The organism is Vibrio sp. QJM3NY_27 (assembly GCF_057785955.1).
This window is the reverse complement of record NZ_CM173511.1, coordinates 125,756-145,874: the sequence shown is the minus strand read 5'-3', so window position 1 is coordinate 145,874 and position 20,119 is coordinate 125,756. Positions and strand designations below refer to the sequence as shown.

Here is a 20,119-nt window from a genome sequence, read left to right as displayed (position 1 = left end):
TACGTTTATGAGCCTTGTTATGTCACAGCTTTTATCTGCTATCCCTCTCAACTCTTTATCTGGAGTCGGCGCTAAAGTCGCAGAGAAACTAGAGAAGGTTGGGCTTAACAATGTACAAGACCTGCTGTTTCACCTGCCTTTGCGCTATGAAGATCGAACGCGTATCTATCCCATCGTAAAACTGCATGCTGGTTTATGGGCAGCAGTGCAAGGCAAGGTAATGCACGTCGATACCATTTTCGGTAAACGTAAGATGCTCGCAGTAAAGATCAGTGATGGTAATGGCACTATTACCCTACGTTTTTTCAACTTCACTGCAGGCATGAAAAATAACTTTGCCGAAGGCAAACAAGTGCATGCTTATGGTGAGATCAAGCGCGGTAATATGGGGCTTGAGATTGTCCATCCCGACTACAAATTCTTTGCGCCGAGGCAACAGCCAGACGTTGAAGCCAACCTAACTCCGGTGTACCCAACCACCGAAGGGCTAAGACAAGTCACACTGCGTAATCTTACCGATCAAGCTTTAGAGTTAATCGACAAGGCCGCAGTTAATGAGTTGCTTCCATCCGGTTTATACGACCACCAAATAACACTCGCGCAAGCACTGCATACCATTCACAGGCCTCCTCCGGGCATTGACCTAGAGCTGTTTGATGAAGGTAAACATCCTGCGCAGCTGCGCCTGATTATGGAAGAGCTACTGGCTCAAAACCTATCGATGCTGTCTGTTCGTAGTAAAGGGCAGCAAGACAAAGCGATGCCTTTCCCTCCGGTAAACACCCTCAAAGATAAGTTGTTAGCTCAACTTCCGTTTTCACCAACCAATGCTCAAGTAAGGGTGACTAAAGAGATCGAAGCCGACCTTGAAAAGCCACACCCTATGATGCGTTTAGTACAGGGTGATGTAGGTTCAGGTAAAACCTTAGTCGCCGCACTGGCAGCCGTTCGCGCACTCGAACATGGTCAGCAAGTGGCACTGATGGCACCAACCGAGCTATTGGCAGAACAGCACGCGATTAACTTTGCCAATTGGTTTGAGGCGATGGGCGTTCAAGTTGGCTGGCTAGCGGGCAAACTCAAAGGCAAAGCTCGCGAAACAGAACTAACACGTATTGCCAGCGGCGAAGCGCAAATGGTGGTTGGTACTCATGCGCTGTTCCAAGAGCATGTCGAGTTCAAAAACCTTGGTTTAGTGATCATTGATGAGCAACACCGATTTGGCGTCCACCAGCGACTGGAGCTGCGTGAAAAAGGCGCGAAGCAGGGTTATTACCCTCACCAGCTGGTAATGACTGCAACCCCGATTCCACGAACGCTAGCAATGACGGCCTATGCCGATCTTGAAACCTCGATTATTGATGAGTTGCCACCGGGACGAACTCCAATTCAAACCGTAGCAATACCTGATACCAAACGTGATGACATTGTTGAGCGCGTGCGTAATGCCTGTCTCAATGAAGGTAAACAAGCCTATTGGGTATGTACGCTGATTGATGAGTCGGAAGTACTGGAAGCTCAAGCCGCAGCTGACACTGCAGAAGAGCTGCAACGCACACTGCCTGAGGTGAAAATCGGTTTAGTTCATGGCCGTATGAAACCCGCCGAGAAACAAGCGGTGATGCGAGAGTTCAAAGAGAACAAGCTGCATCTATTGGTTGCGACAACCGTGATTGAAGTGGGTGTGGATGTTCCGAATTCGAGCTTAATGATCATCGAGAACCCAGAACGTCTTGGCCTAGCGCAACTGCACCAACTGCGTGGCCGTGTTGGCCGAGGTTCGGTCGCAAGTCATTGTGTATTGTTGTATCACTCTCCGCTGTCTAAAACCGCTCAGAAACGCCTAGGGGTGCTACGTGAAAGTAACGATGGCTTTGTGATTGCACAGCGCGACTTAGAAATCCGTGGCCCCGGTGAATTGCTCGGTACCAAACAAACTGGCTTAGCTGATTTCAAGATCGCCGATCTAATTCGTGACCAACGTTTAATCCCAGAAGTACAACGTATCGCAAGACATATCCACGATAGCTACCCAGACAACGCCAAGGCGATCATCAACCGCTGGCTAGGCGAGCGCGATGTTTACTCCAAGGCGTAGTTAACACTGAGACCGCATTCAAACGTAAAAAAGGCTTCCTCAAGGAAGCCTTTTTAGTGTGCGTTACTTTCATCAAGCAAGAGCGACGATCTCTATACAGGTCCCCAACTCCCAATAGTATTTAAGGCTTCACAGGGAAACTGATCTGCGCTTTTAAGCCACCTTCACTGCGATTATTCACCACCACCGCGCCTTGGTGCTGGCTGACAATACGTTTCACAATCGCTAAGCCTAAACCTGTCCCTTCACTGCCACGAGCGGTGTCACCACGCGTGAACGGTTCAAACAACTTACCGACTTGGTCTTGCGGGATCCCAGGGCCGTTATCTTCAACGGTTACCCAAGCCAATTTATTATCGGCCGTCATCCCCGTCGAAACCTTCACCCAACCATTGCCATAGCGCAGCGCATTCACCACCAAGTTACTCACGGCACGCTTCATCGCGATCGGGTTCCCTAGTGCAGGCTTCATCGAATCTGGTATATCGGTTTCAATTTGTACCTCGTAGCCACCTTCAGAGCTAGAAACTTCTCGGGCAATATCATCGACAAATACCTCTTGGAATGAATCTCGATCAACGGGCTTTAGGTAATCCATAAACTGGCTGATGATCTCATTACACTCTTCGGTATCACTGATGATCCCTTCCGCTAAATAGCTGTCTTCTGGTGACATCATCTCGGTCGCTAAGCGAATACGCGTTAACGGAGTACGTAAATCATGACTGATACCTGCCATCAACAAAGCGCGGTCTTCTTCGAGTTCTTGGATACCTTTCGACATCTGATTAAAGGCTCGAGTTACCGAGCGGATCTCTTGCGCACCTTGTACTGGTAGCGGTGGTGGAATATCACCACGCCCCACACCTTGGGCGGCTTTCTCTAGCGCTATCAAAGGCCGGTTTTGCAAGCGAATGAACAGCCAGCCACCCGCGACAATCAACATCGCCATGATCAGGCTGTTACGGAACAGAGGCGCAAAGTCTTCTTCTTGCAGCTCAGACAGAGGAATACGAATCAAGGAGTTAGGCAGCTGTGCGATGTCCATCCACAACACGTAGCTATCTTTACCCAAGATCAATCGCACTTCGGTTTCAGAGCCCAACTCTTTGGTCATCTCCTCACTCATCAGGTCGATTGCTACCGCATGGTAATACTCACCCGCGGCTTCGCTGTCCTTGGCGTGAACCGTCACTCCTAACTGCTCAAGCACACGTTGACGTAGTGGCGCATCAATCTCGATATCCATGTCAGTGCCTTGGTCCAACACAAGGTTTAACTCATGAGCCAAGATCTTATTAAACTGCTGCAAACTCGGCATCAATGCATAGTTAAACACCGCGTAATAAGAAAAGATTTGGCTAGCGACCAACAGGGTTAAGAAGAGTACTATCGACTGAGTAAAGGAGCTACGTATGCGCATAGAAGACCTAAATTGAGGGGATGATAAAGGGGTATAATGGGAACTATAGCTGTAAACCCTTGTGCTGAATACAAAACGGGCCATCGCATATTAATGAGATGACCCGTAAATATAGAATTCTGATTCACAGAACCGATGAAGCTGATATAGAGCTTACAAAACCGGCTTAGACTGCTTTGCCATCTGGAACGAATACGTAACCCAAGCCCCACACCGTTTGGATATAACGAGGTTTACTTGGATCTTCTTCAACTAGACGACGCAGACGTGAAATCTGAACATCGATAGAACGTTCCATCGCTGAATACTCACGGCCACGTGCCATGTTCATCAGCTTATCGCGAGACATTGGCTCACGAGCGTTAGTCACTAGCGACTTAAGAACCGCAAATTCACCTGAGGTAAGAGGCATTGGCTCTTCACCGCGGAACATTTCACGTGTACCTAGGTTCAAGCGGAACTCACCAAACTCAACCACAGACTCTTCTGTGCTTGGCGCGCCCGGTGCTTCAATTACTTGGCGACGCATTACCGCTTTGATACGAGCAAGCAGTTCACGTGGGTTAAATGGTTTTGGCAGGTAATCATCAGCACCCACTTCCAAACCCACAATGCGATCCACTTCATCACCCTTTGCGGTCAGCATCAGGATTGGTAGCGAGTTGTTTGCGTTTCTTAGGCGGCGACAGATCGATAGGCCGTCTTCGCCCGGCAACATTAAATCCAATACCATCAAGTGAAAATTTTCACGGGTTAACAGGCGGTCCATCTGCTCACTGTTTGCCACGCTACGCACTTGAAAGCCTTGCTCTGACAGATAGCGTTCTAACAGTGCACGTAAACGAGCATCGTCATCGACCACTAAAATTTTGTAGTTTTCTTGCATGTAATGGTTCCACCTATTAAAGCTTAAACATAAGGTTAAGCATTCTTGGTAAATTGTATATTGGTATAAGACATTAAAAATGTAACATTATTGGAGAAAAAGTCGCCTAAATAATTGTTAACGTATGTTGCCTTTCTATATATTCTATCTTAGATCATCATTTCATTAAGTCAGATTTATGAAAACCAAACTTATCACCCGCGAAGGTTATAACAAGCTCAAAGCAGAACATGACCACTTATGGCACGAGAAGCGTCCAGAAATAACCAAAATAGTCACTTGGGCTGCAAGCCTTGGAGATCGATCAGAAAACGCAGATTACACCTTCAATAAGCGTTTGCTTCGTCAGATTGATCGCCGAGTCCGTTTCTTAAGAAAATTCCTACCTGATGTGACTATCGTTGATTACTCACCGCAACAAGAAGGTAAGGTATTTTTCGGTGCTTGGGTGGAAATTGAGAATGATGATGGGGAAATTAAGAAGTTTCGTATTGTCGGCCCTGAAGAGATCTACGGCGATGCCAAAGGCTATATCTCTATCGACTCACCTATGGCTAGAGCTTTGCTTAAAAAGGAAGTCGACGATGAGTTCGAGGTGAAGACCCCGGAAGGCATAAAAGAATGGTTTATCAATTCGATTCACTACACAGATAACGCTTAGAACTGACTAGACAAGCGCAGTTAACCGACTATAACAGCTCGAAGCTGGCAAAATCACAAACGCCAGATAAAAGAAAACCCCGCTAGGCTTGCGCCTGGCGGGGTTAAGTCTCTATCGCAGCAATCCGGCTACTGTTTATCTCTTCGAGATAAGGTGCTCCCTGCATCTGTCCTTGATAGTGGCTAAATCCTTTAACCAATTTCCTTTTTGTTCATCGCCATCCTAGCGGTGTCCATTCTAGCCTGTCATCCTGACTGGCGAATCTCATCCAGAGATTATTACTTCCTTGCTGACCACTCATCCTAAGTAATCAAATCTTCATCCTGAAGATACCTAGTCCATTAGGCTTTTTCCTGTTCCTGCCAACTCCCTGTCGACAAGTTAAATATTACGGTATTTGGGCGAGTTTCCTAGATAGTCCCAAAAAACATTTCAGGTGAGAAATACGCCCCAAAACATCATGTAATTAAAAATCAACAACTTAAAATTAAATTAAGACATATTGACAGGTTTAAGGCGACTTAGGCTTACATCACGTGTGAGAGATCTCGCACAAAGCGGATATCACAAACGGAAATTCGACTTCTGACAGGATAATTACACAGCCAAAGCTAGAAAAAGCGTACGCTCACCCCCATGTATTTGTCATGATATTAAATAAGAGATTCATCGGATGAGCCAAGCTATCTGTCGACTGATCGCTGAAGAACTGAATGTTCGTTCAGAGCAAGTCACCGCCGCAGTCAACCTAATTGACGACGGTAACACCGTTCCCTTTATTGCCCGCTACCGTAAAGAAGTCACGGGTGGCTTAGACGATACCCAGCTACGTAACCTTGATAGTCGCCTTTCTTACCTTCGCGAACTTGACGATCGCCGCCAAACGATTCTTAAGTCAATTCAAGACCAAGGTAAACTCACGCCAGAATTAGAGCGTGATATTACTCAAGCCGACAGCAAGACTCGCCTAGAAGATTTATACCTGCCATACAAACCAAAGCGCCGCACCAAAGGCCAGATCGCGATTGAAGCAGGCTTAGAGCCACTTGCAGATACACTTTGGAATGAACCACAACACGATCCTGAAACCGAAGCCGCTAACTTCATCAGCAGCGATAAAGGCATTGCTGATACTAAAGCGGCACTGGATGGGGCACGTGCAATCGTGATGGAGCGTATTGCAGAAGACGCAAACCTACTTGAAAAGATTCGCCAACATCTAACACGCAACTCTGAGCTCGTTTCACGTGTCGTGGCAGGCAAAGAGCAAGCTGGCGAGAAATTCAAAGATTACTTCAAACACAACGAAACACTCAACAAAGTACCTTCACACCGTGCGCTTGCGATGTTGCGAGGCCGAAATGAAGGCTTCCTAACGCTGGCAATGAATGCTGATCCAGAGCAAGAAGAAGGTGTACGTGGCTCTTACTGCGAGAACATCATCTCTGATCATTATGGCATTACCCTGAGCAGCGCACCTGCAGATGCATGGCGTAAGCAAGTGATTAGCTGGGCGTGGCGCATCAAAGTTTCTATGCACATGGAAACCGAGTTGATGGGCGCGATGAAAGAACGCGGTGAGATCGAAGCGATTGAAGTGTTCGCAACCAACCTTAAAGATTTGTTGATGGCAGCACCTGCTGGCCCTCGCGCAACCTTGGGCTTGGATCCGGGTTTACGTACCGGTTCGAAAATCGCCGTGGTGGATTCAACGGGTAAGGTTCTAGCAACAGAAACCATTTACCCTCACCCACCACAGAAGCAATACGACAAGTCTGCGCACGTGGTTGAGCAGATGGTTCGCCAATACAATGTTGATTTGATTGCGATTGGTAATGGTACGGCTTCACGCGAAACAGACAGCTTTGTTGCTGATGTGATTAAGCGTGGCAACCTTACAGCGCAAAAAATCATAGTGAGTGAGGCTGGCGCATCGGTTTATTCGGCTTCTGAGTTAGCAGCAAAAGAATTCCCTAACATGGATGTATCGATTCGTGGTGCGGTGTCTATTGCCCGTCGTCTGCAAGATCCATTGGCAGAGCTGGTGAAGATTGACCCTAAATCGATCGGTGTGGGCCAATACCAACACGACGTGAGCCAAACTATGCTCGCTAAGCGCCTAGATGCGATTGTCGAAGACTGTGTAAACGCGGTTGGTGTTGATGTGAATACTGCTTCTGCTGCACTGTTAACTCGTGTAGCCGGCCTTTCTACCACCATCGCTCAGAACATCGTAGACTTCCGTGATGAAAACGGTCGCTTCGAAGCGCGTACAACACTCAAAAAAGTCGCTCGTTTAGGGCCAAAAGCCTTTGAACAGTGTGCGGGTTTCCTGAGAATCATGGATGGTAAGAATCCATTAGACGCATCTTCAGTTCACCCAGAAGCTTACCCATTGGTGAAAACCATCGCCGAGAAAAACCACAAAGACATCAAGTCTCTGGTGGGTAATACAGACTTCTTACGTGGTTTACATGCGGTTGATTACACCAATGAGAACTTCGGTGTACCTACGGTAACCGACATCATCAAAGAATTGGATAAGCCGGGTCGAGATCCTCGTCCTGAATTCAAGACAGCAACCTTCGCCGATGGTGTAAATAGCATGTCTGACCTAGAACCCGGCATGATCTTAGAAGGTGTAGTTTCAAACGTAGCCAACTTTGGCGCCTTCATTGACATTGGTGTTCACCAAGACGGTTTAGTGCATATATCAGCGCTAACCGATCGTTTTGTCTCTGATCCTCATGAAGTCGTGAAAACGGGGGAAATCGTCAAAGTGAAGGTGATGGAAGTCGATGTTCAACGTAAACGTATTGCGCTAAGCATGCGTATGAAAGATGAACCCGGCCAAGACAACCGTACCCAACGTTCAAGTACACCTCGCACGCAAAACCGCCCGAATCAAAATTCGCAAGGTGGACAACGTCGTCGAGAAGAACCGCAACAAAACGCGGCGATGGGTGGTGCTTTTGCCGCTGCCTTTGCTAAAGCGAAGAAATAATAGGTCAATAAAACGACTGCGTGTCGTGAAATAAATAGCCTGTAAAAACAGAAAACCTGCATCCCTTAGGGTATGCAGGTTTTTTTATTATGTGTTCAAAAGAGACATCAAAACCAGCTGTATCGCTATTTGATCAGTTCACATGAATCATGTTCACAACACCAAACGGTTTACAATACAACTAGCATTCCTGATGGAGCATGAGGCACAACAGCATGACCATAATGATATTTTATGACCTTACGTCGTTTCTCCATCTGTCCCTCCTGAATCGCCGCATCTAAAACATGCTTTGGCAGGCGGAATCGCATGGTATAGCCTTTTCCTTGATCAGCACTGTATGTTCTCAGTGCCAATAAGCTGAACAGCCTATCAAAAGGATCTTGTGGCTCTTCTTGGCTAATCGAATTGGCCTCTGACTCGTTCTCCATTTCATAACCAGGATGGTCTGAAGGGTCCCAAGCCGACTGCTGCCTTCGCTTATCGTCCGGTTTTACCTTTCGCTCTGCATTGGTTTTCGCCAATGCTACGGCGGGAGCGACAGGTTCTCGAACTCTATTATCACGCGCAACTTGCTCTGTTTGCACATTAACGGATGGGGCGATCAGTGGCACACTCACTGCAGTTGCAGGTGACACAATCATCGCGAACTCCTCAAGAATCGCCCATCGTTATTGCTATAACGCTGTTGTACTGAGTTACACAGCAGGCATAGCCCAAAACTTACCGCAATCAGCTCAGGAGAGAGTTAGGTCTGAGTATCATGCAACGCCTTGGTTAGATCATATATCGACCAAGCCAGCGATAAATTTAGCGATTATTTTTGCGCGAAGCTGACCAGTTCACTGCAAAAGGCATCTGCTTCAGTCATAAAAGGCGCATGTGAAGACTGAGTGAAGATGTATTGTTCGGTATGAGGTAAGGCTTTGCCCAAGTCTTTTGCAACCTTGATTGGCACAAGCCCATCTAATCGACCGTATAAACGCAGCATAGGCACAGAGATCTGCGGTAATTGTTCACGGAGGTCAACGTCTGACAGCATCTTTAAACCAGCCAATAATGAATCGGGATTCGGCAACGGGCGTGAAAGCACCGCTTGCTTGAGTTGTTTGACATCTTGTCTTGCAGAAGGGCTACCCATGGCTTGCAACGCCATAAAGCGTTCGATGGTGGTTTGAAAGTCTTCAACCAGTTGCTCTGTGAATGCGGTTAATACGTTTGGCTGAATGCCTCGCCATAATACGGGTTCTTTTGCAGCGGCGAATTTAGGAGAGCTAGCAACAGTCACCAGTTTGCTTACGTAATCTGAGTGATGGAGAGCCATGTGTGTCGCGACCAAACCACCGAGTGACCAACCCACCCAAATCGCTTGCTTGGGCGCGTCGGCCAATAGTTGTTGAGCAATCTCTTCAAGATCTTGAGCGTGGCAATGCGCACTGTGTCCATAACCTGGCAGATCTACGACATGTACTCGGAAATCGGACTCTAAAGCAGTAACCGTTTGCTGCCATACGGCACCATTCATACCCCAGCCGTGAACCAGAACTAAATCAGGTCCTTGCCCTGAAACATGCCAATATAACGCGTCACTCATTCTCAATATTCCCTACTTTTTCCATCAGCAATAACCTGCATTTTTCAGTATGGTGAGCAAAAGGAACACCATAACCCAAAAGCATCACAAGCTATGTTATCCGATTGGCTTCAAAAACACACACCACGTCTGGTCACACCTCAATGCCACTTATGCAAGCTAGATAAGTCGTACAGCGATGTTCACCCTCGATGGTGTGATTCTTGTCTTAATCTCTTTGAGTCAGTTCCTCGTTGCCAACGATGTGGCTTGAAAACACTGACGATCGTCGAACAGTGTGGTCAATGCTTATCTCAACCTCCACCTTGGCATCGCCTCTATTGTGTTGGGGACTACACCTTCCCAACGGCACGTTATATCCAACAGATGAAGTACGCCGATAAGTTCTGGTTTGCTCGTGATCTGTCGAAACTGCTAGCGTCACGTATTCAACACCCAGCAACGTTGATTACCAGTGTTCCTTTACATTGGACTCGATACATTCATCGAGGCTTTAATCAGAGCCAGTTATTGGCACATTACACAGCTCAGGAACTGAACGTTAAAAATACGGTTTTATTTCGACGTTCTCACTCAACACCTTCACAACAAGGATTAACCAAATCAGCAAGACAGAGCAATCTCAAAGATGCTTTCACGCTGCGTAATACGAATTTCTCAGCGATTGATTACCCTAACATCGCGATAATTGATGATGTTGTAACCACAGGCAGTACAGTGCATCAATTATGCCAATTACTACTTGAAGTGGGCGTTAAAAGGATTGATATTTACTGCATCTGCCGCACTCCTGAGCCCTCTGGATAATTGCTGTGAATCGCTACTTGTACAGCAATCCAACAAAAAAGGGCTGAATTACAAATCTGACAGGAGTAGAATGGCGCTAATAACCTACAAATCTACTCAGGTATTCGTCGTGTCAAATATTACTATTACAGAAACAGCTCAAACTCACTTTGCCAATCTGCTGTCACAGCAGCCTGAAGGTACAAACATTCGTGTGTTCGTGGTAAACCCAGGCACACAAAACGCTGAGTGTGGTGTTTCTTACTGCCCAACAGATGCTATCGAAGCGTCTGACACTAAGCTTTCTTTCGACGCTTTCTCGGCATACGTTGATGAGCTAAGCCTACCATTCCTAGACGAAGCTGAGATTGACTTCGTAACTGACAAAATGGGCTCTCAACTCACGTTAAAAGCACCAAACGCTAAGATGCGTAAAGTATCAGACGACGCAACTCTGATAGAGCGTGTTGAGTATGCAATCCAAACACAAGTGAACCCACAGCTTGCTGGCCACGGCGGTCACGTTAGCCTAGTAGAGATCACTGAAGAAGGCGCAGCTATCGTTGCATTCGGCGGCGGTTGTAACGGTTGTTCTATGGTTGACGTAACGCTTAAAGAAGGCATCGAGAAAGAACTTCTTCAACAATTCGAAGGTGAATTGACGGCCGTTCGTGATGCCACTGAGCACGATCGCGGTGAGCACTCTTACTACTAATCACTTTACGACTAAGCACTCATGCAGTCTTAGCCAGTAGAAAGTTAAAGATTCAATCAAAAGGTTGATGCGCAAGCATCAACCTTTTTTTGTGTTTAAAACAGCAGAGCACTTCCGAACCGTCTATTTCTCGTTCAATGCCAATAATGACGGGCGCGTTACCATTTGGAGTAAGGTATTCAAGTGATCGCAATCGGTTCCTGATCCAATAATTCCAGGATATGAAAACTAGGATCTAGGAACTCAACTCTATTTCCCCTATATTAGAATGACTTTATAAGAAAGAATTCCAATGAGCTAAGGAGCGAGCGCAATGACAAAAAGGACCAAGCCAGAAATTTTGGCTCAACAAACTGTCGCTCAATCAAAACTATTCTCTATCGAGTCTCTCGATTTACTCTTTTCCAACGGTGTAGAGCGTACCTACGAACGCATGAAGCCCAGCGGCCGCAACGCAGTAATGATGGTTCCGATTACTGAACAAGGCGATATTCTGTTAGTGCGTGAATACGCAGCGGGCACAGAGCGCTATGAACTCGGCTTCCCAAAAGGGCTAATTGATCCAGGTGAGCAGCCCAATCAAGCCGCCGTTCGTGAACTAAAAGAAGAGATTGGCTTCGGTGCCAACAAGCTCACTCCTCTTAAAGAAGTGATCCTTGCACCCTCTTATTTCTCTAGCAAAATGACGCTGTTTATCGCAGAAGAACTCTACCCAGAGAAACTAGAAGGTGATGAGCCAGAGCCACTAGATATTGTGCGCTGGCCACTTGCTCAAGCAGAAGAACTGTTAACGCATCTCGACTTCTGTGAGGCTCGCAGTATTACAGCCCTACTATTAGCCCTTCGTGTATTAAACAATAATTAGAACATTTAGGCTCGCTCGAAGAGTAAGAGAATATTTATGCCAATAACAAAAGATTTGTCTCACCTCCTACCCTCTATCATTGAGATTGCTCGATCTGCAGGCCAACTCATCTTAGAGATCTATGAAAAAAAGGATTACGAAGAGTTCACCAAGAGTGATGACACTCCGGTAACCAGTGCTGATCTTGCAGCACATAAGCTGATATTAAAAAAACTCAGTGAATTGACGCCTGATATTCCCGTATTATCCGAAGAAGACGCCGACATCAGCCTAGAGCAACGCTCTCAATGGGATCGCTACTGGTTGGTTGACCCACTCGATGGCACGCAAGAGTTCATCGCAAGAAGTGGCGACTTTGCAACAATCATCGCCTTAATTGAGCATAACAAGCCGGTAATGGGCGTCGTGTACGCACCTGTTTCAGGCGTGAGCTATTACGCATACAGTGGCAAAGGCGCTTGGAAGATCCCAGACCTCAATGACAGTGTAAAAATCAAAACGCATCGTCACGAGCTGCCAAACCAATCCATCGCGATGGCAATCAGCCGTCGCCAAGACATCAATCGCATCACTAACCGTATGAGCTCTGCTTGGAACTATGATTTGGTTCCTCTAGGTTCAGCAGCGCTGAAGGCATGCTTGGTTGCCGAAGGCGCTGTGGATTGTTATCTACGTATTGGACCAACCGGAGAGTGGGATACCGCGGCAACCCAATGCATTGTTGAAGAAGCGGGAGGCCGAATCCTAAGCACTCAATTAGAACCACTCTCGTACAATGAAAGAGAGACGCTTGAGAACCCGAACTTCATTGTTCTTGGTGATGCAGACTTACCTTGGGCAGAGATCTTACAAGGTAAAGATTAGGCGAGTTTGCTCTCTTTAACCGTCAGATATCCTCTAGATTCTCAGAACAAAAAAAACGGGCACCTCAGTGAGGTGCCCATTTTTATATCTTGCGATTTGATCGCCAAATGTACTAACCAACAGATACTAGCTCAGAAGTAGATACCGGGCTAAAAGCGGCCTTGATAAGTAAATTGGTATTTACCTTGGCTATCAGGGTTGCCCAACCACTTAAGCTGACTCTGCATCGCGGGAGGGAACTCAGCACCCGGTTTAAACCACGCCGCTGATGTGTAGCGTTGGTTAGGCGTTACGCTCGCGGAAAACTCACTGTCCACTTGCTCGCTCTTCTGAATGCCTTTGGCTGCAATTGTGTTGTCTTCACAGGTTATGTCCGCAATCACAGGACCAAGGTCTAATGAACCCACTGGCGAGTCGACAGCTGCACCAGACCAAGCAAGCGTACCTTCGCCCGATTGGCACCAAGGTTGAGCATGAACAGCATGTTTGATTGTCAGTTCAACTTGCCCTGCAATAGACACTGGCACTGGGATAGTAGGCGCATATTTCATCACGTTGCTGGCAGGCATTGATGCCACTAAGTTTTCCGCGTAAGCACCGCTCATGCTATACCCGACACGTCCTTTACCTGATAAGTTCATATCGCTGTTACGACCAAAGCGAACCGCAAGTTCTGCTTTGGCTTGGAATAGTTTAGAGAACTGGAAGTCCCACTGCACTGAGCCGTAATTGATACGCTGCCACGCAATATTGTTAGCGCGACCTTGCCAAACTGTGCCCTCAACGCCTTCAATGCTTAAACCACGCACGACGGGTGCATGCTTGAGAGCAAAAGCGACAGGCAAATGCAGCAACAAGCTTACCGAGAAAAAAACGATAAAAATGACGCTGAATAACAGGCCATATTTGAAAGATAAACCGCGTTTCACATTAACCTCGTTTAAACTGTAGTCGGTTGATCTCAATAACCCCAGGGCTATCAGAGCGATCAATATCCATGAACTCAACCTCAACACCCTGCTTTTCTTTCAGGTATGTCAGCCAGTCAACGAACTTATTAAATGGCACAGGCTTAATCCAAACTTGCAGCATCTCACCGCGTGGTTGTACGCGTATCAGCTCGATGTTAAAACGGCGCATAGAAGCAGGCACAGATTGGTTCAAAGGCTGGCTCGCACTGATGCCACCACTGCCTCGTAGTTCAACCACTTGATTGGCTTTGTCGGTTACCCAAGCCAGAAGTTGCTTCTCACTTTGAATGCGGCTTTGTGCAAGCTCGGCTCGTTGGCTAAGTGGTTGTATTAATCCCCAATAGACAACACCCAGTATCAATAAAATAGAACAACCAATGACTAATCGTTGCTCTCTTTGACTTATTGAAGTCCACCACGCTTGGAGTGGTTCAATCATATTTCTCATCACTGATCTCCTTACGCAGGTTATTGATGGGGTTTAAGAGTAAAACTGCCAAATACGGCATCGCCATTACGGTTCAATGGCCCTTGCTCAACGACAAACTTCTCTTCGAGCTTCACCCTTGCGGTCTCAAAGTGTTGGAAGTCAGAACTTTTCGCCTGCAGTCGAACCTCAGAACGGTTGCCATCGTAGCGAATGCTTTCAACTTCGATCGTCTTCACTTGCCCTAAGGTTTCAGGCAGCAAAGCTAACCAACCAAGTAAGGAATCACCCTCGCCTGAACCACCGTATTTCTTAGCTTCGTCGTTCATCTGACGCTTGAGGTAACTCACGGTCGGAATGCGTTGTTTACCAGGCAGCACCGCTCTAAAGATACGCTCACTCTCCATGCGGTAGGCTTGTGCTTGCGCTTCGTATTGCTGAACCTTCAACACTTGTTGAGTCACAATCACGGCCACCAGCAAACAAGCAGCAATCGCCACTTTCTGCCAAACACGCCAATATTTACTGAATGAAGATTTGGTTTTAAAGGTGCCAGTCAGTAAATTTACGCCGCTTGTGATCGCTTGCTGACTCAATAAAGACATCACCAACTCGGCAGGCTTTGCTTGCCACTCGAGACCGCTTTGCTGTTGAACGTCGTCGCTCGGCATCGCGGTATAGCTGAAGATAGTCGTCGCTTGCTCTTCCTCACCAGCGACAACCCAATCACTTTGCAAAAACATCGGTAACCATGCTTCGCTGATTGATACGGCTTGATAGTTACCTTGACGTTGAGAGTGACCTTGGCGTAATAACCAATGTTGGTCGATCTGTAATGCACTGATGCCTTGTTCTTCAAAAGGCACGGCTAGTGTATCTGGTAGCACCTTGCGGAAGATTATATTGGCTTCGCGAAACAGGTCTAAAGCTTGTTTTAACCATTCACGATCCACACCACACACGGTAGCGTGAGTGGCATCTTTATCTAAAATGGTCAGGTGTAAGTCTTCGATATCTTGTGCGACTTCGTCTTCTAACAAAAACGGCAGCATAGAGTCGAACTGGCGAGCAGCACCTTTCGGGATCTCAACACGCTTAATTAAGCATTCATTTCCCGGCAATAAAGCGATACAGCTGCGCTTCTCAGCGTAAGGCGTTAACTCGTCAAGCTGTTCCCAGCTAGACAGTTCACCGCTTGCTATCACTTCTTGTTGGCTTGTCGACCAAACTAACCACTGCACAGGGCTCTGTGGTTCGCTACTCAGTCGAACGGTCAGAAACTCGCTCACTGATTCCTCCAAAACGACGGCGTACTACCGTCACTGTTTCTCGATTACTACTATAGAAAAGCGTCCGTATACGTACACGTGACTGCTCAACTAATACCTCTGCATCTAGCTCAAAATAGGCGCTATCTACAGTTAAATATGCTTTCGCTTTCTTGCTGACTTCGGCACTTACACCAACAATGGCAGGTTCAGCCATAAATGCATCTACCGTATCCCAACCATCAAATGGGCGTTTATCTATCAGCTGTTTGGCATCCGATTCACTTAAGCCTGGCGCAAACATCGCTTCCAATAAAGGCGCTTGCTTTTCCGTGAGTGTATTCACGTTCAAACGGAAATCATCGGTTGGCAGAGCACAAACAAAGGGGCGAACCTTATTCATCACCTCACCAGTGACCTGATAAACCGCTCGTAACTCGGATTCATCGGCCATCAAGCCATTCGCCGCTAAATAAGAGGGCTTCATCGCTTCATAGGTGCTGTCTTCTACGCCAGACGAAGAGGTAGTTCGTGTATCAGCATCAACAAACTCCCACGTTGAATTTGCGATAACCTCAGCCTGATAAGGCTCAACGTCTTGGTTTTCCAGTAAGGTTTGCCAAACCGTGATTAAATAAGGAGCCTGGTTACTTGAAGTGGTCGTCACTCCGGCTAAGGCATTAAGATTAAAGCAAGCCTGTGCATCCACGATACGACCTTTGACTTGGCCATAATCCAATGGGTATACCTGCTCTTCTAACGCCCATGGTTGGCTTAGGTTCACCGTATCACTGTCTTTGTAACTTTGCCTAATACCGTCTTGCACCAACGCTTCTACACCAATGCTATACCAGTAAGCTTGTTGGTAATTCAGTTGGTTGCCAACGCGCTTGAATTGGGTAAACAAACGCTCGGACATACTGCCCGCAATGGTGGCCATGATCGCCAGTAGCATCAGGATCACGATCAGTGCCACACCACGCTGCTTACGCCCTAAGGCAGAGCTTCTCTTAGTAAGGCGATTGATTCGATTAGCCATTATTCCCCTCACTATTTGAAGAGTCATCAGCGTCATCGGCTTGGTCTAACGTACCACTTGGCGTGAGATAAACACGTTCTATCTCACCATAATCTTTCAAAGTCAGCTTTAGTCTTACCGCTTTAGGCAATGATTTATCGGTTTGCCACTCTTTACCCCAACGACTGCCGTCATAAAACTCAAATTCCAAGCTTTCGACATCATCAAGCAGAGGGGTAATCACACCTTCTTGGCCTGAAGGTGTATCGGGATAACGCCACCATACACGCTCAAGTGTTTCTTCTTTAATGCGGTAGCCAACCTTCGTTACTTCTCCGCGAGGAAACTGCTGCTGCGGGTTGTGCCAACCTAGGCGAGTAAACATGATGCCAACACTGTCGGAATCCAGTAAATACTCTTTCATTAAGATCAGCTTAGATGATGCTTCTTCACCATTGGTACGAAATTGTCGCACCGCCATCTGGCGAAAATCATTATCTAAAATGACTAAACTGCGTTGCAGTTGGTTCAAACGAGCACTGCGCTCAATCGAGATCTCGTTACTTCGCTGCACCTGATTAACCACCTGATAAGCCGCCATACTTAACGTGGCAAAGATAGCGATCGAGACCAAAACTTCAATTAAGGTAAAGCCTCTCCCTTTTGAAGATAGACCTTGCTTGCGTGGCATACGCTTATTTGCCGACATGCTTTTAGTTAGCGACACGATCTTAGTTAACCACATAACTGCGCACCGTGACGACTGGAGAAGCTTTCTTACTGGTTGCCGCACTCACATCAAACGCCTTTAATAAATTATCGCTAGTATCGATGGGAGTCACCTTCCAGAACCACTCTCTTCCCGCTAACTCTTGCGTACCTTGCGCTTTTTTAAGTTTCTCAGGATGCAGCATCACCAAGGCCATTTGATTATCAACAACCATCGCAGCGAAGGTTTTCTCTTCTAGATAACTGAGTGTATTGATGTGCTGGGTGACGGCACGAATCACACTGATCGCCGCCGTAGCAAAGATAGCCAGCGCAACTAATACTTCAAGCAGAGTCATTCCTCGAGAACGATAAGGAGAACGTTTATTCCTCTTCATCTTCTTCTCCCGGCTCTAGCAGTCGAATCACACCATTATCTAACACGCGAATACGCCAGCCATCTTGCACGGTATCGCCGGTATTCGGGTAAAAAGAAAGCGTAAAAGGTGTCGTTTCAGCACTCGACAAGATGTAGATCTGTGGTGGCTTTGGCTTCTTTTCCTCTTCAAGATCCGCAAACATATCTTCATCAAATAAGCTTCCCGGATTAAAAAGGCGATCGTCGTCTTCCCACGCACCACCACCGAGTGTCAGCGTCAGTGCGAGGTCTTCTGGTAATTCAGTTGAAGAAGGGATCTTTTCGAACTCAGTTTCTTGCCAACCATCAGACTTCAAAGTCATCAGAACGTAGGTCGATTTCTTTTCATCAACACGAACACCAAAATCTAAGCCACTCAAAATAGCCTCTTCATTGAGTAGTTGAATTCGCTGATAAAAGCTTTGAGCGTATTTTTTAGCAACATCTTTGCTATTGGTAGGGATGGTCGAGATCACCGCGACTGCCGATACTGACAGTAATACCAACACCAAAAGAATCTCAATCAAGGTGAAACCTGGCTGTGTTTGCTTAGTTTTCACCTTGTAGACTCCATTTTTTTGCGTACTACCATCAATAACGTATCAAGCGACAATAACGAATCAAACAACAGGAACGTATCAACCGACAACAAGCCGAAGCTTATTGGAAGTCCTGCATGTTCCAGTTGCCGATATCCGCAGCAATACCTTCACCACCTTCTTGACCATCTGCGCCAAGAGTGAAGATATCAATTGTGCCGTTATCGCCAGGACTTAGGTATTGGTACTCATTGCCCCATGGGTCGTTAGGTAGACGCTTGATGTAACCGCCGTCTCGGTAATTACGAGGCTCTGGGCTGCTTGGCTTTGTCACCAACCCGTCAAGGCCTTGATCCGTTGTTGGGTAAACGCTGTTATCCAGTTTGTACATGTCGAGCGCGTTCTCTAGCGCCACGATATCAGTGATGGCTTTTTGTTGATCCGCCTTCTCTTTGTTGCCCAACAGGTTAGGCACAACAAAACTTGCTAAAACACCAAGGATAACGACAACAACCATGACTTCTAATAGGGTAAAGCCTGACTGTTTTTTCATTTTATTTTTCATTATTTTCTCCAAATTACAGACAGCGAGTTGAAGGTAATGATGTCCTTCGTCTCGATAATCCAAAAACTAACGTCCTATGAGCGACTGATTAACCGCTCATCAAATTATTCATTTCAAGCATCGGCATCAGCGTCGCCATCACAATGAACAGCACTAAGCCTGCCATCAAAGCGATAAGCGCTGGGGTAAAAATGCCTAAGGCGATGTTTACGGTCGACTCAAAACTTTGGTCTTGGTTATCAGCCGCTCTTGTCAGCATCTGTTCCAATTGGCCGCTCTGCTCACCACTGGCGATCATATGCAGCATCATCGGGGGAAAGAGTTTGGTTTGATCAAGCGCTTTACGCAGGCTTGCCCCTTCTCTAACGCTATCTGATGCCTGTAATACTTGTTGTTTCACGTGATGATTCGACATCACATCTACCGCGACCTTCATCCCTTCAAGGATAGGAATCGCACTCGAGGTACAGATAGAGAGTGTTCGTGCAAAACGAGAGGTATTGATCCCTTTCGCTATCTTGCCGATCAACGGGATGCTCAATAATTTGCGATCCCAGCTCATGCGAACGCCCGGTTTTTTCAGCGCGGTCTTAACCAGAACAATCACACCAATGGTCAACAACAGTAATTGGATGCCCCAATTCTGGATAAATTCACTCGATGCTAATAAAAATTGTGTCGATTGAGGAAGTTCTTGGCCCATCTGAATAATCGGCTCAACGATCTTAGGCACTACCGTTGCTAGTAGGAACGAAACAATCGTCACCGCAAACACCACCAGCACGATTGGGTAGATCATCGCTTGCAGCAGCTTAGAGCGCATTTTCTGACGATTCTCAGCGTAGTCAGCCAGTCGTTCCAATACCGCATCTAAGTGGCCAGATTTCTCACCAGCTGCAACCATGGCTCTAAATAGCTCATCGAAGATGTGAGGGAAATCAGACAGACTGTCCGCTAACGAATAACCTTCCGTCACCTTAGAGCGAACTGCCAACAACATCGTTCGAATACGTGGCTTTTCAGATTGCTCGGCTACAGCCTTCAAACACTCTTCCAACGGCATACCAGACTGAACGAGCGTTGATATCTGACGAGTAATCAAAGCCAAATCAGGCGTACTAATGCCGCGTTTAAAGCTGGTCGACGGCTGAGCACCTTTCGTTGTTTTTGCTTTAGCCTCGGTCATCTCAACCGGCATCAAGCCAAGTTCTTTTATTCTTTGGCGAGCCTGACGAGCATTATCTGCTTCAATAGAGCCTTTTTTACTTTTGCCTTTGGCATCCAATGCTTTGTATTCAAATGCCGCCAT

Annotated in this window: 20 protein-coding genes; 7 read left to right on the top strand and 13 right to left on the bottom strand. The window is 46.8% G+C overall.

What is annotated here, in order from left to right; translation table 11 throughout:
- The first annotated feature begins 19 nt into the window (after window positions 1-19).
- A complete protein-coding gene (gene recG, locus AC3CIA_RS00650) occupies window positions 20-2,098 on the top strand; it encodes an ATP-dependent DNA helicase RecG (RefSeq protein WP_488518341.1) in 2,079 nt (692 codons plus the stop codon).
- 121 nt (window positions 2,099-2,219) lie between these two features.
- Here recG and envZ read toward each other — a convergent pair whose 3' ends face one another.
- Complete coding sequence (envZ, locus tag AC3CIA_RS00645) at window positions 2,220-3,521, bottom strand: two-component system sensor histidine kinase EnvZ (protein WP_065207348.1); 1,302 nt, start codon at window positions 3,519-3,521, stop codon at window positions 2,220-2,222.
- 166 nt (window positions 3,522-3,687) lie between these two features.
- On the bottom strand, window positions 3,688-4,407 hold the full coding sequence (gene ompR, locus AC3CIA_RS00640; protein ID WP_009848007.1) for an osmolarity response regulator transcription factor OmpR: 720 nt from the start codon (window positions 4,405-4,407) through the stop codon (window positions 3,688-3,690).
- A 178-nt stretch (window positions 4,408-4,585) separates the two neighbouring features.
- Between ompR and greB the strand changes: the two genes are divergently transcribed.
- Together greB and AC3CIA_RS00630 are read left to right on the top strand one after the other, a co-directional pair.
- Window positions 4,586-5,068: a transcription elongation factor GreB gene (greB, locus tag AC3CIA_RS00635; RefSeq protein WP_010433615.1), complete on the top strand. Its 483-nt coding sequence runs from the start codon at window positions 4,586-4,588 to the stop codon at window positions 5,066-5,068.
- A 673-nt stretch (window positions 5,069-5,741) separates the two neighbouring features.
- The gene (locus AC3CIA_RS00630) at window positions 5,742-8,072 is read left to right on the top strand and encodes a Tex family protein (protein ID WP_488518340.1); all 2,331 of its coding nucleotides are present in this window, start codon (window positions 5,742-5,744) and stop codon (window positions 8,070-8,072) included.
- Window positions 8,073-8,242: 170 nt separating this feature from the next.
- Here the strand turns inward: AC3CIA_RS00630 and AC3CIA_RS00625 are convergent, their stop codons facing one another.
- Entirely contained in the window at window positions 8,243-8,716 is a 474-nt protein-coding gene (locus AC3CIA_RS00625) for an ATP-dependent Lon protease (protein ID WP_488518339.1), read from the bottom strand.
- A gap of 173 nt (window positions 8,717-8,889) precedes the next feature.
- On the bottom strand, window positions 8,890-9,666 hold the full coding sequence (gene bioH, locus AC3CIA_RS00620; RefSeq protein ID WP_488518338.1) for a pimeloyl-ACP methyl ester esterase BioH: 777 nt from the start codon (window positions 9,664-9,666) through the stop codon (window positions 8,890-8,892).
- A gap of 93 nt (window positions 9,667-9,759) precedes the next feature.
- Between bioH and AC3CIA_RS00615 the strand changes: the two genes are divergently transcribed.
- The 4 genes from AC3CIA_RS00615 (at window position 9,760) to cysQ (ending at window position 12,896) form a co-directional block, all read left to right on the top strand.
- Window positions 9,760-10,473: a ComF family protein gene (locus tag AC3CIA_RS00615; RefSeq protein WP_488518337.1), complete on the top strand. Its 714-nt coding sequence runs from the start codon at window positions 9,760-9,762 to the stop codon at window positions 10,471-10,473.
- A 109-nt stretch (window positions 10,474-10,582) separates the two neighbouring features.
- Window positions 10,583-11,167: a Fe-S biogenesis protein NfuA gene (gene nfuA / locus AC3CIA_RS00610; RefSeq protein WP_004735612.1), complete on the top strand. Its 585-nt coding sequence runs from the start codon at window positions 10,583-10,585 to the stop codon at window positions 11,165-11,167.
- Between the two features lie 313 nt (window positions 11,168-11,480).
- Window positions 11,481-12,032 (top strand): ADP compounds hydrolase NudE, encoded by a 552-nt coding sequence (gene nudE, locus AC3CIA_RS00605; protein ID WP_488518336.1) that lies wholly within the window; start codon window positions 11,481-11,483, stop codon window positions 12,030-12,032.
- Window positions 12,033-12,068: 36 nt separating this feature from the next.
- Entirely contained in the window at window positions 12,069-12,896 is an 828-nt protein-coding gene (gene cysQ / locus AC3CIA_RS00600; protein WP_004735610.1) for a 3'(2'),5'-bisphosphate nucleotidase CysQ, read from the top strand.
- A gap of 149 nt (window positions 12,897-13,045) precedes the next feature.
- Here the strand turns inward: cysQ and AC3CIA_RS00595 are convergent, their stop codons facing one another.
- The 9 genes from AC3CIA_RS00595 to gspF form a co-directional block, all read right to left on the bottom strand.
- Window positions 13,046-13,825 (bottom strand): type II secretion system protein N, encoded by a 780-nt coding sequence (locus AC3CIA_RS00595; protein WP_171328747.1) that lies wholly within the window; start codon window positions 13,823-13,825, stop codon window positions 13,046-13,048.
- 1 nt (window position 13,826) lies between these two features.
- Window positions 13,827-14,315 (bottom strand): type II secretion system protein M, encoded by a 489-nt coding sequence (locus tag AC3CIA_RS00590; RefSeq protein WP_017081685.1) that lies wholly within the window; start codon window positions 14,313-14,315, stop codon window positions 13,827-13,829.
- Between the two features lie 20 nt (window positions 14,316-14,335).
- Entirely contained in the window at window positions 14,336-15,583 is a 1,248-nt protein-coding gene (gene gspL, locus AC3CIA_RS00585) for a type II secretion system protein GspL (protein ID WP_488518335.1), read from the bottom strand.
- On the bottom strand, window positions 15,552-16,601 hold the full coding sequence (gspK, locus tag AC3CIA_RS00580) for a type II secretion system minor pseudopilin GspK (protein ID WP_065207355.1): 1,050 nt from the start codon (window positions 16,599-16,601) through the stop codon (window positions 15,552-15,554). Before gspK ends, gspL begins: the two co-directional genes overlap by 32 nt.
- Window positions 16,594-17,325 (bottom strand): type II secretion system minor pseudopilin GspJ, encoded by a 732-nt coding sequence (gspJ, locus tag AC3CIA_RS00575; RefSeq protein WP_488518334.1) that lies wholly within the window; start codon window positions 17,323-17,325, stop codon window positions 16,594-16,596. Before gspJ ends, gspK begins: the two co-directional genes overlap by 8 nt.
- The gene (gspI, locus tag AC3CIA_RS00570) at window positions 17,312-17,686 is read right to left on the bottom strand and encodes a type II secretion system minor pseudopilin GspI (protein WP_488518333.1); all 375 of its coding nucleotides are present in this window, start codon (window positions 17,684-17,686) and stop codon (window positions 17,312-17,314) included. The genes gspJ and gspI overlap by 14 nt, the downstream gene beginning before the upstream one ends.
- The gene (gspH, locus tag AC3CIA_RS00565) at window positions 17,673-18,266 is read right to left on the bottom strand and encodes a type II secretion system minor pseudopilin GspH (RefSeq protein WP_488518332.1); all 594 of its coding nucleotides are present in this window, start codon (window positions 18,264-18,266) and stop codon (window positions 17,673-17,675) included. The genes gspI and gspH overlap by 14 nt, the downstream gene beginning before the upstream one ends.
- A gap of 100 nt (window positions 18,267-18,366) precedes the next feature.
- Entirely contained in the window at window positions 18,367-18,810 is a 444-nt protein-coding gene (gene gspG / locus AC3CIA_RS00560) for a type II secretion system major pseudopilin GspG (protein ID WP_004735601.1), read from the bottom strand.
- An 88-nt stretch (window positions 18,811-18,898) separates the two neighbouring features.
- Window positions 18,899-20,119, bottom strand: a complete 1,221-nt coding sequence (gspF, locus tag AC3CIA_RS00555; RefSeq protein WP_488518331.1) for a type II secretion system inner membrane protein GspF — start codon at window positions 20,117-20,119, stop codon at window positions 18,899-18,901.

Excerpts from the sequence above, each read along its gene's own strand:
- nudE (WP_488518336.1), top strand. The coding sequence starts at position 11,481 with ATGACAAAAAGGACCAAGCCAGAAATTTTGGCTCAACAAACTGTCGCT.
- gspK (WP_065207355.1), bottom strand. The coding sequence starts at position 16,601 with ATGGCTAATCGAATCAATCGCCTTACTAAGAGAAGCTCTGCCTTAGGG.
- AC3CIA_RS00615 (WP_488518337.1), top strand. The coding sequence starts at position 9,760 with ATGTTATCCGATTGGCTTCAAAAACACACACCACGTCTGGTCACACCT.
- envZ (WP_065207348.1), bottom strand. The coding sequence starts at position 3,521 with ATGCGCATACGTAGCTCCTTTACTCAGTCGATAGTACTCTTCTTAACC.
- gspI (WP_488518333.1), bottom strand. The coding sequence starts at position 17,686 with ATGAAGAGGAATAAACGTTCTCCTTATCGTTCTCGAGGAATGACTCTG.
- gspF (WP_488518331.1), bottom strand. The coding sequence starts at position 20,119 with ATGGCGGCATTTGAATACAAAGCATTGGATGCCAAAGGCAAAAGTAAA.
- gspJ (WP_488518334.1), bottom strand. The coding sequence starts at position 17,325 with ATGTGGTTAACTAAGATCGTGTCGCTAACTAAAAGCATGTCGGCAAAT.
- greB (WP_010433615.1), top strand. The coding sequence starts at position 4,586 with ATGAAAACCAAACTTATCACCCGCGAAGGTTATAACAAGCTCAAAGCA.
- ompR (WP_009848007.1), bottom strand. The coding sequence starts at position 4,407 with ATGCAAGAAAACTACAAAATTTTAGTGGTCGATGACGATGCTCGTTTA.
- recG (WP_488518341.1), top strand. The coding sequence starts at position 20 with ATGTCACAGCTTTTATCTGCTATCCCTCTCAACTCTTTATCTGGAGTC.
- AC3CIA_RS00630 (WP_488518340.1), top strand. The coding sequence starts at position 5,742 with ATGAGCCAAGCTATCTGTCGACTGATCGCTGAAGAACTGAATGTTCGT.
- bioH (WP_488518338.1), bottom strand. The coding sequence starts at position 9,666 with ATGAGTGACGCGTTATATTGGCATGTTTCAGGGCAAGGACCTGATTTA.
- cysQ (WP_004735610.1), top strand. The coding sequence starts at position 12,069 with ATGCCAATAACAAAAGATTTGTCTCACCTCCTACCCTCTATCATTGAG.
- AC3CIA_RS00625 (WP_488518339.1), bottom strand. The coding sequence starts at position 8,716 with ATGATTGTGTCACCTGCAACTGCAGTGAGTGTGCCACTGATCGCCCCA.
- AC3CIA_RS00590 (WP_017081685.1), bottom strand. The coding sequence starts at position 14,315 with ATGAGAAATATGATTGAACCACTCCAAGCGTGGTGGACTTCAATAAGT.
- gspG (WP_004735601.1), bottom strand. The coding sequence starts at position 18,810 with ATGAAAAATAAAATGAAAAAACAGTCAGGCTTTACCCTATTAGAAGTC.